Annotated in this window: 11 protein-coding genes; 5 read left to right on the top strand and 6 right to left on the bottom strand. The window is 71.2% G+C overall.

What is annotated here, in order from left to right; translation table 11 throughout:
• Positions 1 to 11: 11 nt before the first annotated feature.
• Positions 12 to 728: an ABC transporter ATP-binding protein gene (locus tag GGR71_RS09225; protein WP_048492222.1), complete on the bottom strand. Its 717-nt coding sequence runs from the start codon at positions 726 to 728 to the stop codon at positions 12 to 14.
• A gap of 139 nt (positions 729 to 867) precedes the next feature.
• A complete protein-coding gene (locus tag GGR71_RS09230) occupies positions 868 to 2,136 on the bottom strand; it encodes an efflux RND transporter periplasmic adaptor subunit (protein WP_160962334.1) in 1,269 nt (422 codons plus the stop codon).
• Positions 2,137 to 2,341: 205 nt separating this feature from the next.
• Here GGR71_RS09230 and glmS point away from each other — a divergent pair, with 205 nt between their 5' ends.
• The gene (gene glmS, locus GGR71_RS09235; RefSeq protein WP_160962433.1) at positions 2,342 to 4,174 is read left to right on the top strand and encodes a glutamine--fructose-6-phosphate transaminase (isomerizing); all 1,833 of its coding nucleotides are present in this window, start codon (positions 2,342 to 2,344) and stop codon (positions 4,172 to 4,174) included.
• A 111-nt stretch (positions 4,175 to 4,285) separates the two neighbouring features.
• Here the strand turns inward: glmS and GGR71_RS09240 are convergent, their stop codons facing one another.
• Positions 4,286 to 5,416: an FAD-dependent oxidoreductase gene (locus GGR71_RS09240; RefSeq protein WP_160962332.1), complete on the bottom strand. Its 1,131-nt coding sequence runs from the start codon at positions 5,414 to 5,416 to the stop codon at positions 4,286 to 4,288.
• 14 nt (positions 5,417 to 5,430) lie between these two features.
• On the opposite strand from GGR71_RS09240, the gene GGR71_RS09245 reads away from it, so the two are divergent.
• Positions 5,431 to 6,231, top strand: a complete 801-nt coding sequence (locus tag GGR71_RS09245) for a TetR/AcrR family transcriptional regulator (protein ID WP_456362603.1) — start codon at positions 5,431 to 5,433, stop codon at positions 6,229 to 6,231.
• A gap of 173 nt (positions 6,232 to 6,404) precedes the next feature.
• Complete coding sequence (locus GGR71_RS09250; RefSeq protein ID WP_160962328.1) at positions 6,405 to 6,878, top strand: hypothetical protein; 474 nt, start codon at positions 6,405 to 6,407, stop codon at positions 6,876 to 6,878.
• 270 nt (positions 6,879 to 7,148) lie between these two features.
• Here the strand turns inward: GGR71_RS09250 and GGR71_RS09255 are convergent, their stop codons facing one another.
• The 3 genes from GGR71_RS09255 to GGR71_RS09265 all read right to left on the bottom strand — a co-directional run bounded on the left by GGR71_RS09255 (position 7,149) and on the right by GGR71_RS09265 (position 10,701).
• Positions 7,149 to 8,195: a copper resistance protein B gene (locus GGR71_RS09255; protein WP_237474497.1), complete on the bottom strand. Its 1,047-nt coding sequence runs from the start codon at positions 8,193 to 8,195 to the stop codon at positions 7,149 to 7,151.
• A gap of 161 nt (positions 8,196 to 8,356) precedes the next feature.
• Entirely contained in the window at positions 8,357 to 10,174 is a 1,818-nt protein-coding gene (locus tag GGR71_RS09260) for a copper resistance system multicopper oxidase (protein ID WP_160962324.1), read from the bottom strand.
• Positions 10,175 to 10,293: 119 nt separating this feature from the next.
• Positions 10,294 to 10,701 carry a CopL family metal-binding regulatory protein gene (locus GGR71_RS09265; RefSeq protein WP_160962322.1) on the bottom strand — a complete coding sequence of 136 codons (408 nt, stop codon included), beginning with the start codon at positions 10,699 to 10,701 and terminating at the stop codon, positions 10,294 to 10,296.
• Positions 10,702 to 10,822: 121 nt separating this feature from the next.
• Between GGR71_RS09265 and GGR71_RS09270 the strand changes: the two genes are divergently transcribed.
• Positions 10,823 to 11,263 (top strand): heavy metal-responsive transcriptional regulator, encoded by a 441-nt coding sequence (locus GGR71_RS09270; RefSeq protein ID WP_160962320.1) that lies wholly within the window; start codon positions 10,823 to 10,825, stop codon positions 11,261 to 11,263.
• Positions 11,260 to 13,698, top strand: a complete 2,439-nt coding sequence (locus GGR71_RS09275; RefSeq protein ID WP_160962318.1) for a heavy metal translocating P-type ATPase — start codon at positions 11,260 to 11,262, stop codon at positions 13,696 to 13,698. Before GGR71_RS09270 ends, GGR71_RS09275 begins: the two co-directional genes overlap by 4 nt.
• The last annotated feature ends 25 nt before the right edge of the window (positions 13,699 to 13,723 follow it).

Consider the following 13,723-nt stretch of genomic DNA (forward strand, 5'->3'; position numbering starts at 1 on the left):
CGCCGTTCGGGTCAGCGCGCCGCTGCGGCGTCGTTGCCGCCGTGCCCCAGCACCGGTTCGCGCTGCAGATCGGTGGCCTGGCCGTCGACGATGTGCACGTTGCGCTGCGCGCGCGCGGCCAGTTCCGGATCGTGGGTGACCATGACGATGGTCGAACCCTGCGCGTTGATCTCCTCCAGCAGCTCCATCACCCCGCGCGCCATCTGCGAGTCGAGGTTGCCGGTCGGTTCGTCCGCCAGCAGCAGGCGCGGGCTGCCGGCCAGGGCGCGGGCGATCGCCGCGCGCTGCTGCTGGCCGCCGGACAGTTCGGACGGATAGTGCTTCATGCGCGAACCCAGCCCGACCCGGCTCAGCGCCTCCTCGATGCGCTGCTTGCGCTCGGCCGCGCCCATGCCGCGGTAGCGCAGCGGCACGTCGACGTTGTCGAACAGGTTGAGATCGGGGATCAGGTTGAAGCCCTGGAAGATGAAACCGATCTTCTGGTTGCGCATGCGCGAGCGCGCATCGTCGTTGAGGTTGCTGACGTCCTGGCCATCGAGCAGGTACTGGCCGCTGGTGAAGGTTTCCAGCAAGCCGGCGATGTTGAGGAAGGTGGTCTTGCCCGAGCCCGACGGTCCGGTGACGGCGACGAACTCGCCCTCGCGGACATGCAGGTCCAGCGAGCGCAACGCATGCGTCTCGACCTGTTCGGTGCGGAAGACCTTGGAGACGGAGCGCATTTCGAGCATGGCGGAAGTTCCTGTGGTGGGTGGTGGTGGAGCCGGGACTCGGGACTCGGGACCCGGGACCCGGTAAATCAATAAAAAAGGCAAAAGCGAAGGTGTTGGCTTTTCCGGGTTCCGGGTCCCGGGTCCCGGGCCCCGGCCTTCAATGCACCGTCACCTGCGGCGCGTCGCCGAACAGGTCGCTGCCGGAGACCACGACCCGGTCGCCCGGCTGCAGGCCCGAGCGCACTTCCACTTCGCCCAGGCTGGTGACGCCCAGTTCGACCGGGCGGCGCACCGCCGAGTCGCCGTCCATGACGTAGGCGTAGCGGCCGCCGGACTGTTCGACGAACGGGCCGCGCTCGAGCTTGAGCACGTTCTTGCGGGTATCCAGCAGCACCCGCGCGCTCATGCGCTGGCTCTGGCGCAGGCCCGGCGGCTGCTTGTCGGTGAAACGGATGCGTGCGTTGACCTCGCCGTTGACCACTTCCGGCGACACCGCCGAGATCGCGCCGGCGAACGGTTCGCCGGCACCGCTGGTCAACTGCGCCGGCATGCCGATCGCCAGGTCGCGGGCGAAGCTTTCCGGCACCTTGATCTCAAGTTCGAACTTGGACAGGTCGACCACGCTCAGCACCGGTGCGTTGGCGGCGACGTTGGTGTGCTGCGAGACCTGCACCTGGCCGACCTGGCCGTCGAACGGCGAGCGCAGGGTCAGCAGGTCGACCTGGCGCTGCACCTCGGCCACCACCGCGCGCTGGCGCTCGGCGAGCAGGCGCTTGTTGCGCGCGTCCAGCGACGCGCCCTGCGCCTGCAGGCCCGAATCCTTCTGCGCGTGGCTCATCGCGATGTCGGCCTTCTTCAGCGTGTCCTGGGCCTTGGCCAGTTCCACCTGCGGCACCGCACCGCCCTCGAAGCCGCGCTGGTAGCGCTCCAGGTCGCGGCTGGCGGCCTGCCGCTCGATCTGCGCCTGGTCGACCAGCTTGCTGGCGTTGGCGCGGGCCAGGGTCGCGTCCAGGTCGGCACGGCCGGCCTCGGCTTCCAGGCCGGCCAGGGTGGCCTCTTCCTGGGCCAGCTTGCTGCGCAGTTCCGGGCTGTCGATCTCGGCCAGTTCCTGGCCCTGCTTGACCACGTCGCCGGCGACCACCTTCAGGGTCACGGTACCGCCGGAGATGGCGTACAGGGTGGGGCTGTTGGCGGCGATCAGGCGGCCGTCGGCGGAGATGTCGCGGACCAGGTCGCCGCGGGTCACCGTGGCGATGCGCACGCGCTGCGCGTCGAACGAGCGGCTGCCGGCGATCCAGCCGCGCGCGGCGAAGGCGATGCCCAGCAACACCAGCGCGGCGATCGCCCCGGGCCACAGCCAGCGGCGCCAGGTGGCGGAGCGGGGGCGGGCGAGAACCTGGTCCTGGGCGGAGGTGTCACGGATCATCGGACGGTCGCAGCGGTGAGGATGGGGACTTCACAGCACGATGCGTGCCAACTGCAAACCATTGAATTGCATGGATGTGCGCGACGCGGACAGGTGTCCGAGTGTCCGCGGACACGTTCGCGGACACCGTGTCCGGCCGCGGACAGCGGCGAGACATTCAGCGGACTTGGCTAGAATGGCGGACTTTTCGGCGAAGGGCGTGGCTATGTGCGGTATCGTCGGTGCGATCGCGGATCGCGATGTGGTTCCGGTCCTGATCGAGGGGCTCAAGCGACTGGAGTACCGGGGCTACGACTCGGCCGGCATCGCCGCCGTCACCGACGGGCAGGTGCGCCGCGTGCGCCGCACCGGCCGCGTGTCCGAGACCGAAAGCGCCGCGCTGGCCGAGGGCCTGCATGCACCGCTGGGCATCGGCCACACCCGCTGGGCCACCCATGGCGGCGTCACCGAGGCCAATGCGCATCCGCACGTCAGCCACGGCGATCTGGCCCTGGTCCACAACGGCATCATCGAGAACCACGAGCAGCAACGCGAGCGCCTGACCGCGCTGGGCTACGTGTTCGAGTCGCAGACCGACACCGAGGTCATCGCCCATTTGATCCATCACTACATCGACCAGGGCCGCGACCTGCTCGGCGCGCTGCAGGCGGCGGTGAAGGAGCTGACCGGCGCCTATGCCGTGGCCGCGGTGAGCAAGTCGCGCCCGGACCTGCTGGTGTGCGCGCGGATGGGCTGCCCGCTGCTGATCGGCCTGGGCGAGGGCGAGAACTTCATCGCCTCCGATGTCTCGGCGGTGATCCAGGCCACGCGCCGGGTGATCTTCCTGGAGGAAGGCGATACCGCCGAGCTGCGCTGCGACGGCGTACAGGTGTACGACGCGCAGGACCAGCCGGTGCAACGCGAGCCGCACGTGTCCGACGTGTCGCTGGCCTCGCTGGAACTGGGGCCATACCGCCACTTCATGCAGAAGGAGATCCACGAGCAGCCGCGCGCGCTGGCCGATACGCTGGAGGCGCTGTTCGACGCCGGCGGGTTCGACACCACGCTGTTCGGCAGCAAGGCCGAGGCGCTGCTGGCCGATGTGGACGCCGTACAGATCCTGGCCTGCGGCACCAGCTACTACGCCGGCTTGACCGCGCGCTACTGGATCGAGGGCATCGCCGGGCTGCCATGCAGCGTGGAGATCGCCAGCGAGTACCGCTACCGCGACGCCTGCGCCAATCCGCGGCAGCTGATCGTGACCATCTCCCAGTCCGGCGAGACCCTGGACACGATGGAGGCGCTCAAGTACGCCAAGGCGCTGGGCCATGCCAAGACCCTGTCGATCTGCAACGTGCCCGAGAGCGCGATCCCGCGCGCCAGTGCGATGGTGCTGTACACCCGCGCCGGCGCCGAGGTCGGGGTGGCCTCGACCAAGGCCTTCACCACCCAGCTGGCGGCGCTGTTCCAGCTCACCTGCGTGCTGGCCAAGCGCCGCGGGCGGCTGAGCGCCGAGCAGGAGGCCGACTACCTGGAGCAACTGCGCTACCTGCCCGGCAGCGTGCAGCACGTGCTCAACCTGGAACCGCAGATCGCGGTGTGGGCCGAGCGTTTCGCCGACAAGCACAACGCGCTGTTCCTCGGCCGCGGCCTGCATTACCCGATCGCCCTGGAAGGTGCGCTCAAGCTCAAGGAGATCACCTATATCCACGCCGAGGGCTACCCGGCCGGCGAGCTCAAGCACGGCCCGCTGGCGCTGGTCGACGCCAACATGCCGGTGGTGGTGATCGCGCCCAACGACACCCTGCTGGAGAAGGTGAAGTCGAACATGCAGGAAGTGCGCGCGCGCGGCGGCGAACTGTTCGTGTTCGCCGACCAGGACAGCAACTTCAACGAGTCCGAGGGCGTACACGTGATCCGCACGCCGCGCCACGCCGGCGTGCTCAGCCCGGTGCTGCACACCGTGCCGGTGCAGTTGCTGGCCTACCACACCGCGTTGGCGCGCGGCACCGATGTGGACAAGCCGCGCAACCTGGCCAAGTCGGTGACGGTGGAGTAAGCGGGCCCAGGCGCGTTCGGCGCGCCAGCGATGGCGGTCGCCGGCGTCGCGATGCCGGTGTCGTGCGCAGCGACGTTCCGCGGGCACGCCACTGGCGAGGGGCGCCGACAGCTAGGCGCCGATGCCGTTGAAGAAATCCACCAGGCTCTGCGGCGCGGCGGCGTCGAAGAACAGGGCGAGGTTGCGCTGCGATTCGCGCGCGAACGGCGCGCTGCGGGCGAACAGTTGGGTTTCGTACGTGGCCAGCGCGGTCTCGATCGCGCCGGGATGCGCGGCGATGGCCTTGCCCAGCTCGGCACCGTCGTAGAGCGCGAGGTTGGCGCCTTCGCCGGCGAACGGCGACATCAGGTGCGCCGCGTCGCCGAGCAGGGTCACGCCGGGGACGCGTTCCCAGCGGTGTTCGACCGGCAAGGCATGGATCGGACGCAGCACCGGCGGCGTGTCGCTGGCGGTGATCAACGCCGTCAGCGCCGGCGCCCAACCGGCGAACTCCGCGGCGATGCACGCCATCGCGCTGGCCGGCACGGCGATGTCGATGCCGTCGAACCACGCTTCCGGCCTGACCAGCGACACATAGGCATGCAGCGTGCCGTCGGCATAGCGGTGCACGAACAGGCCCTTGCCCGGTGCGACGGCCATCAGCGTCCCGTGGCCGACCAGTTGCGCGCTGGCCGGGTGTCGGATATCGGCATCGAACAGGCGCGTTTCGATGAAGGTGGTGCCGCTGTAGGCGGGCACCGCAGCGGACAGCAAGGGCCGCACCTTCGACCAGGCGCCGTCCGCGCCCACCAGCAGGTCCGTGGTGACCGTGGTGCCGTCGCCGAAGCGCAGCAGATGCCGCCCATCGGCGAGCGGCGATACGCCGGCGAGCTTGCAGCCCCAGCGCACCGCGCCCGCAGGCAGTGCGTCGAGCAGCAGTTGGCGCAACTGCCCGCGATCCACCTCCGGCCGGTTGCCGGTGCCGAGGTCCGGCCGCTCGATCAGGAGGGTGCCATCGCGGTCGACGACCCGTTTCGCGTCCGCGCCGGGAAGCACCAACGCGCGGAACTGCGGGTAGAGCCCGGCCTCCTTGAGCGCCAGTTGGCCGTTGTAGTCGTGGATGTCGAGCAGCCCGCCCTGCGGACGCGCATCGGCGGACGCCTCGGCTTCGTAGAGGGGTGCGACGATGCCGTGGAGGTGCAGCACGCGGGCGAGGGCCAGTCCGCCGAGTCCGGCACCGATGATTGCGATGGGAGTGTGCATGGTGCCTCGATGACGTGGGCAGCGAACCTGCTGCACTAGCTGGATGGAATGTCGTTCCATCATCTTGGAATGACGTTCCATTCGTGTCAAGATCGGCCATGGCCAAACAACGCAACAGCCCACAACGCCGTGACGCCGCGCTGTCGCGCGAGCAGATCGTGGACGCGGCGATCGTCCTGCTCGATCGCGACGGCGAAGCCGGCCTGACCTTCCGTGCCTTGTCCGAACGGCTCGCCACCGGGCCTGGCGCCCTGTACGGGCACATCGCCGACAAGCGCGATCTGCTGACGGCTGCCTGCGATGCCGTCATCGCGCGCAGCCTGCCGGCGCCAATGGCGGGCGCCACGCCGCAGGCCGCGATCCACTCGTTGGCCCTGGCCATGTTCGACACGATCGATGCGCATCCCTGGATCGGCTCGGCGCTGTGGCAGGCGCCGGGACAGTTGCCGATCGTGCGCATCATCGAAGGCCTTGGCCAGCCGCTGCGTGCACTCGGTGTGGCCGACACGGCGCAGTGGGCGGCGGTGTCCGCCCTGCTCAACTACATGCTTGGCGTGAGCGGGCAGAACGCGGCCAATACGCAGCTGGCGCTCACCCAAGGCCTTGTCCGCGACGAGACCCTGGCCGCAATGGCGAGCACGTGGTCGCAGCTCGATCCGGTCGCGTATCCGTTCGTGCGCAGCATGGCCGGCGCACTACAGACGCACGACGACCGCACGGACTTCATCGCCGGGATCGACCTGATCCTGGCCGGCATCGTCGCGCAGAGCGCTGCGTCCACGGCCGGCGACGTCCGCAAGCGCCGCAGGTCCTGAGCGATCCGGGTACCGAGCGCTGTGCGAGGTGGCACACAGCGCACATGCGCGAGCGCTGCATGGCGGCGCCGGCCACGCCGCAAACGCTGGCACTTGTGCACGGACATTGCCAGCAGTGTGGCCCGGGTTATGCATAAGCTTCAGGCGAGGGTTCCCACCACGCAGGAGGACGCATGTACGAGTCTTTCAGACAGGGGGCGCCGGCCGAGCTGTGGCAGGCGCTGGTGCACGAGGCCGGGCAGCGCCTGGGCCGGCCGCTGGACGAATCGCGCGAGCACTATCTGGTGTTCGTGCTGCTGCGCTACCAGCGCGATGCGCAGTTGCTGGCGCGCATCCAGGCACTGGCCTGGCTGCATGCGCAGGAGCAGGTCGGGCGCGCCCGCGCCGATGCCTTGCGCGAGGTCGGCGACGGTTGCCTGCTGATCGCGGGGCTTTTTCCCGGCGTGGCGGCGCGGCGCCGGGTCAGCGTGGACTACTTCATCGATCTCGGCCGCGGCGCCTATGCCGAAGTCGCCGAGACACGCGCCAGCGATGCCAGCCTGTTCGCGCAACTCGCACACAGCTATCGAGAGTTGGTGCGTACGCTGGGTGCGCTGCGCCCGCCACGGCACGCGGTGGAGGCGCTGCAGGCGGCGCTGCACGCGTGAGGGCTGGCGAGGCGCGTCGTATGTCCTTTCGTCGCAGCCCGGTGCCGCGTTTCGTAGGAGCGGCTTCAGCCGCGACGGGCGTTACGGTAACGCCCGTCGCGGCTGAAGCCGCTCCTACAAATGACCGTGTCCGCTCGCGGCGCATGCAGGTGGCTGGATGCACACATGCCTGGCACATCGCGAACGCCGGTCAGCGGCAGCGCCGTGTCCTGCTACGGCGGCGCGCGCGCCGCGCCGCCGTTTGCCATGTTCCGTACCGCGCGCCGCGGCTCAGAACCAGAAGCGCAGGCCGGCGACCCAGCGTGTCTCGCGCGCGGCCTCGCCATCGGCGCGGCGCAGGTCGGCCGTGTCGCCGAAGCTGCGCACGTGCTCCACGCCGACATACGGCGCGAACCGGCGCGTGAGCTCGTAGCGCAGGCGCAACCCGCCCTCCACGCTGGTCAGACCGCTGCCGATGCGATGCGCCGGATCGTTGCGCGCGGCCAGTTCCGCCTCAAGCCGTGGCTGCAGGATCAGGCGATTGGTCAGCAGCAGGTCGTATTCGCCTTCCAGGTGCAGGCTGGCATGGCCGCCTTCGCCGACGTAGAGCATGGCCGAGACCTCGAACTTGTACGGCGCCATGCCCTGCACGCCGAATGCCGCCGAGGTCCGTGCGCGGCCCGGCGCGAACGCCTGCCTGGCGCCGATCAGCACGTCCCACCACGGCGAGATCGCGCGGCCGTAGGCCAGTTCCAGCGAGGATGCCGTGGTGCGGCCGCCCTCGCGCTCGCCATCGCTGCGCAGCCATAGCCGGTCGATGTCGCCGCCGTACCAGCCGCGCGCCTCCCAGGCTTGGCCGCTGCCGTGGGCGTTGTCCCAGCCCTCCAGGCGATCGACCAGCAGGTAGCCGGTCCGCGACGCGCCGTGCGCCATGCCGTGGTCGCGCAGCACCGGGAACGCGGCCGCGCGATCGGCCGCGGTGATCGGTGGGATCGGCTCGCGCGGCAGCGGCGTGTCGGCGTTCGCGGGGCACTGGCATGCGGTCGCGGTCGATGTCGGCGCCGAGGGCATCGCATGGTCCATGCCCTCGTGATCCATGCCGTCGTGTGGGTGATGCACGTGTTCGCTGTGATCGGCCTGCGATGTCGGCGTGGCTGCGTGGTCCATCGTGGCGTGGTCCATGGGCTCGTGCGCCATGACGTCGGCCTCTGCCGTGGTCTGCGCGGCAGGCGCGCCTTGCATGGCCGGCGCGTGCGCGGCATGGCCCATCGCAGCGTGGTCCATGGCGCCATGCAATCCCGTGTCGGGCTGCGCCGCAATCGCCGCTGCGCCCGCCATGGGTATGGCGGCAACGGACGCCGGGCAGGCGCAGCGTGCGGCAGGCGCGTCGGCACCAGTGTCGGCAGCATGGACATGCTGCGCCTGCGCGGCGGCATGCGCCAACAGCAACGCCAGGCCGGTGGCGTGGGCGAGTGGAGCGAGGCGGGAGTGGCGCATGCTCATGCGTCCACCCGCACTTCGCGCATCATGCCGCCGTCCATGTGGTAGAGCAGGTGGCAGTGGTAGGCCCAGCGCCCCAGCGCATCGGCGCGCACGCGGTAGCTGCGGCGCGTGCCCGGCGGCATGTCCACGGTGTGCTTGCGCACCTGGAAGCGGCCGGCGGCGTTCTCCACGTCGCTCCACATGCCGTGCAGGTGGATCGGGTGCTGCATCATCGTGTCGTTGACCAGCACGATGCGCAGGCGCTCGCCATAGTTGAGCCGCAGTGGTTCGGCGCTGGCGAAGGGAATGCCGTCGAAGGACCAGGCGAACTTCTCCATGTTGCCAGTGAGGTGCAGCTGGATCTCGCGTCCCGGCTCGCGTCCGTCCGGGTCCTCGAACAGGCTGTGCAGGTCGGCATAGGTCAGCACGCGGCGGCCGTTGTCGCGCAGGCCGATGCCCGGGTCGTCCAGTCGCGGCGCGGTGGCGGAGGACTGCATGTCCACCAGCGGATTGCCGCGTTCGCTGCGGGGATGCACGGGTGCGGCGGCAGTGCCTGCAGCCGCGTGCGCGGCGTGCTCCATGCCCGGCATGCCGGCCATGTGCATGCTCGCCCCGCAGCCGCCCTCCATGCCGTGCATGGCCGTGCCCGCGGCGTGCTCCATGCCGGCGTGTCCTGCCATCGCGTGGCCCATGTCCTGCATGCGCAGCAGCGGGCGCGGATCGTTGGCCGGCACCGGCGCCTGCAGGCCCTCGCGCACGGCCAGGGTGCCGCGTGCGTGGCCGGTGCGGCCCATGTCCTGGGCGAACACCGTGTAGGCGTCCTGGCCGCTGGGTTCGACCAGCACATCAAAGGTTTCGGCCGCGGCGATGCGGAACTCGTCCACGCTCACCGGATGCACGTATTGGCCGTCTGCGGCGACCACGGTCATTTTCAGGCCGGGGATGCGCACGTCGAAGTAGCTCATGCTGGAGGCGTTGATGAAGCGCAGCAGCACCTTCTCGCCGGGGCGGAACAGTCCGGTCCAGTTGCCGGCCGGGGTCATGCCGTTGAGCAGGTAGGTGTAGGTGTTGCCGTTGACGTCGGACAGGTCGCTCGGCGTCATGCGCATGCGTCCCCACATGCCGCGGTCGGCGAGGGTGGCGCGCAGCCCGTCCTGCCGCGCATCGCGCAGGAAATCGCCGACGGTGCGCTGGTACAGGTTGTCGTAGGACGGCATCTGCTTCAGCCGCCGGAACAGCGCGGCAGGATCCAGATCGGTCCAGTCCGACAGCAGCAGTACGTGCTCGCGGTCGTAGCGGTACGGCGGCGGCTCGCGCGGGTCGATCACGATGGCGCCGTACAGCCCGGCCTGCTCCTGGTGCAGCGAATGGCTGTGGTACCAGTAGGTGCCGGACTGGCGCAGGGCGAAGCGGTACTGGTAGGTCTCGCCCGGGTAGATGCCGTCGAAGCTCATGCCCGGCACGCCGTCCATGTTCGCCGGCAGCAGCAGGCCGTGCCAGTGCACTGAGGTCTGGGTGTGGCCGGGCAGGCGATTGGCCACGCGGATGGTCACGGTGTCGCCCTCGCGCCAGCGCAGGATCGGTGCGGGCACGCTGCCGTTGACGGCGATGGCGGGGCGCTCGCGCCCGGTGAAGTTGACCCGGGTGCTGCCGATGCTCAGGTCCAGGTCGGTGCCGTGCAGTACGTAGGGCGCGGCGCCGTTGCGCGCCAGCGCGCTGGCCTGGGCGTGGCGCAGCGGCAGCCCGGTGAGGCCGGCGGCGGCGCCCAGCGCCAGCCCGGTGACGAAGCGGCGCCGCGACGGCAACGCCGGCAGGCCGGAAGAAGATGGGTTCATGTGCGATGTCCGTAAGCGGATGCGATGCGCCGCGCAGCGCCGACGGGCGCTGCAGGCACGGACGCGGCAGCGCGTGTGCGCCGCCGCCAGGAGACCGCCCAATGGGCGGCCGCGCGCGCTCAGGCGCTGGGAGGACGTTCCAGTCGTGGCAGGCCGGGCGCACCGTGCGCGGCCTGGGGATCGGCGGAGATCAAGGTGCGAGGCAGGCGCGGCAATGCCATGGGCATCGCCAGCAGCGCAGGCAGCGGCTGCGCATGCGGGCATTGGCAGCCGGCCATGCCGCCGCAGCCGCCGTGCTTGCCGGCATGGTCGTGGCAGTGGCCGTCGTGATCCGCCGGCGGCGGTGGCGGCGCGTCGTGGCAGGGCATCGCCGCATGCGCCGGCGCCGCGCTGGCGACCGTGGCAGCCGTGTCGTGCGTCGCGGTACCGTGCGTCGCCATGCCCGGCATCGCCATGGCGGCCGCGGTGCCGTTGAGCAGCACGCTCAGGCACAGCAGCAGGCGCAGCAGGGCGGAAAGGGTCGGCACGGACAGGCGGCAGCGTGGCGGCGGGGAGCAACAGAGCATACCGAAGCCGGCGTGGGCGGCAAGCGACCGCCGCGCGGCAAGGCTTGACTCTGGACCCGACTCCAGGGAGTAGGGTGTGCGCATGCGATCCGACCCCGCCACCGCCCGCTTCACCATCGGCGCGCTCGCCCGCCAGGCCGATGTCGCCATCGATACCGTGCGCTACTACGAGCGCCAGGGCCTGCTGCCGCCTGCGCCGCGCCGCGCCTCCGGCTACCGCGAGTACGACGCCGCGGCGGTGCAGCGGGTGCGCTTCATCCGCCGCGCCAAGGAGCTGGGCTTCTCGCTGGAGGAGATCGGCGAACTGCTGGCGCTGCAGGACGATCGCGTGCACGGCGTGGAGGGCGTCAAGCAGCGTGCCAGCGCACGCCTGCAGGCGCTGGACCGGCGCATCGCCGAGCTGACCGAGATGCGCGACACCCTGGCCGCCCTGGTCGAGGAGTGCCCCGGCCGCGGCGCGCCGGACGCCTGCCCGATCCTGGGCGACATCCGCGGCGATGCCGCCGGCGATCCGCCGCGATGAGCACGGAGCGAGCCACCGCCTCGTTGACCCTGCCGGTGCAGGGCATGACCTGCGCCGCCTGCGCGGCTGGCGTCGAGAAGGCGCTGCAGCGCCTGCCTGGGGTGGTGGCGCAAGCCAGCTATGCCGGCGCGCGCGTGCAGGTCGACTACGACCCGCAGCAGGTGGACCTGCCGACGCTGCTGCAGCGCATCCAGCAGGCCGGCTACAGCGTGCCCACCGAGACCCTGACCCTGGAGCTCAGCGGCCTGCACTGCGCCTCCTGCGTGGCGGCGATCGATGCGGTGCTGGCGAAGACCCCGGGCGTGCTCGCCGGCCATGCCAACCTGGCCTCGGCCAAGGCGCGGGTGGAGATCGTGCCCGGCGCGGTCGCGCCGGCGGAGCTGATCGCGCGGATCGCCCGTGCGGGGTTCGGCGCACGCGTTGCGCAGGCCATGGACCCCGAGCAGCTGGCCGAGCGCGAACGCAGCGAAAAGCGTGCCTGGCAGCGCGAACTGGGAATGTTCGCCGCAGCGGTGCTGCTGACCCTGCCGTTCTGGGGGCAGATGCTCGGCATGCTGGATGGCGACGCCTTGCGCGGTGCGCACGTCGAGCCGCTGCCGCGTTGGCTGCAGTGGCTGCTGGCCACGCCGGTGCAGTGCTGGATCGGCGCGCGCTTCTATCGCGCCGGCTATCGCGCGCTGCGCAACGGCAGCGCCAACATGGACGTGCTGGTCGCGCTGGGCACCGGCATGGCCTATCTGTACAGCGCCGTGGTCACCGTGGCCGGCCTGCACGGCCAGCACGTGTACTTCGAGGCCAGCACCAGCGTCATCACCCTGGTGCTGCTCGGTCGCCTGCTCGAGGCCCGCGCCAAGCGCCGCACCACCGCGGCGGTGCGCGCGCTGCTCGACCTGGCGCCGACCACCGCGCGGGTCGAGCGCGACGGCGTCATCGTGGAAGTGGATGCGGCGGAACTGGCGGTCGGCGACGTGTTCGTGGTCGCCGCCGGCGAGCGCGTGCCGGTGGACGGCGAGGTGCTCGACGGCCACTCCAGCGTGGACGAGGCGATGCTCTCCGGCGAGGCGCTGCCGGTGGCCAAGGCGCCGGGCAGCCGCCTGCACGCGGCCACGGTCAACCAGCTTGGCCTGTTGCGCGCGCGCGCCACCGGCGTCGGCGCGGACACCCTGCTGGCGCAGATCGTGCGCATGGTCGACGCCGCGCAAGGCTCGCGCGCGCCGATCCAGCGCCTCGTCGACCGCATCGCCGCGGTGTTCGTGCCGGCGGTGCTGGCCATCGCCGCGATCACCCTGGGCGCGACCTGGGCGCTGGGCGGCAGCTTCGCCGACGCGCTGGTGCACGCGGTGGCGGTGCTGGTGATCGCCTGCCCATGCGCGCTGGGCCTGGCCACGCCGACCGCGATCATGGTCGGCACCGGCGTCGGCGCGCGCGCCGGCATCCTGATCCGCGACGCCGAGGTGCTGGAACGCGCCCGCGCGCTGACCGCGCTGGTGGTCGACAAGACCGGCACCCTGACCCTGGGCCAGCCGCAGGTGACCGCGGTACTGGTCGCCGACGAGGCCGAGGCCGCACCGCTGTTGCGCCTGGCCGCGGCCCTGGAGACCGGCTCGGCGCATCCGCTGGCGCGCGCCATCGTGCAGCGCGCCGCCGACCTGGGCGTGCGCGCCGCGGTGCCGGCGCCATTGGCCGAGGCGGTGCAGACGCTGCCGGGGCAGGGCGTGCGCGGCCGCGTGGACGGGCGCGAGGTCGCGCTGGGCGCGCTGGCGTGGCTCGACGGCCTGGTCGCCGTGCCGGCGGACCCGACGCTGCGCCGCCAGGCCGAGACAGCGCAGGCGCAGGGCCAGAGCGTGGTCGGGGTGGCGGTGGAGGGCGCCGTGGCCGGCTACATCGCCATCGCCGATCCGCTGCGCGAAGACGCCGCCGAGGCGGTGGCACTGCTGCAGGCGCGCGGCATCGCGGTGACCATGCTCAGCGGCGACAACCGCCACGCGGCGCAGGCGGTGGCCGCGCGGCTCGGCATCTCGCAGGTGCAGGCCGAGGTGCTGCCGCAGGACAAGGCCGCGCACGTGCGCCGGCTGCAGGCCGTGCCGGGCGCACACGTGGGCATGGTCGGCGACGGCATCAACGACGCCCCGGCGCTGGCCGCGGCTGACGTCAGTTTCGCCATCGGCAGCGGCTCGGACATCGCCATCGAGGCGGCCGACGTGGTGCTGATGCACGGCGACCTGGCCGGCGTCGCCGCCGCCATCGACCTGTCCGCGGCGACCGTGCGCAAGATCCGCCAGAACCTGTTCTTCGCCTTCGTCTTCAACGGCCTGGGCATCCCGCTGGCCGCGTTCGGCTTGCTCAACCCGGTGATCGCCGGCGCGGCGATGGCGCTGAGTTCGGTCTCGGTGCTGGGCAACGCGCTGCTGCTGAATCGCTGGCGCGCGCAGTGAGCGCGGGTCCGATTTCTTCACCTTG

Source organism: Xanthomonas sp. F1, from assembly GCF_014199855.1.

Coding starts and splice junctions, on each gene's coding strand:
- GGR71_RS09225 (WP_048492222.1), bottom strand. CDS start 728: ATGCTCGAAATGCGCTCCGTCTCCAAGGTCTTCCGCACCGAACAGGTC.
- GGR71_RS09230 (WP_160962334.1), bottom strand. CDS start 2,136: ATGATCCGTGACACCTCCGCCCAGGACCAGGTTCTCGCCCGCCCCCGC.
- glmS (WP_160962433.1), top strand. CDS start 2,342: ATGTGCGGTATCGTCGGTGCGATCGCGGATCGCGATGTGGTTCCGGTC.
- GGR71_RS09240 (WP_160962332.1), bottom strand. CDS start 5,416: ATGCACACTCCCATCGCAATCATCGGTGCCGGACTCGGCGGACTGGCC.
- GGR71_RS09250 (WP_160962328.1), top strand. CDS start 6,405: ATGTACGAGTCTTTCAGACAGGGGGCGCCGGCCGAGCTGTGGCAGGCG.
- GGR71_RS09255 (WP_237474497.1), bottom strand. CDS start 8,195: ATGGCGGGCGCAGCGGCGATTGCGGCGCAGCCCGACACGGGATTGCAT.
- GGR71_RS09260 (WP_160962324.1), bottom strand. CDS start 10,174: ATGAACCCATCTTCTTCCGGCCTGCCGGCGTTGCCGTCGCGGCGCCGC.
- GGR71_RS09270 (WP_160962320.1), top strand. CDS start 10,823: ATGCGATCCGACCCCGCCACCGCCCGCTTCACCATCGGCGCGCTCGCC.
- GGR71_RS09275 (WP_160962318.1), top strand. CDS start 11,260: ATGAGCACGGAGCGAGCCACCGCCTCGTTGACCCTGCCGGTGCAGGGC.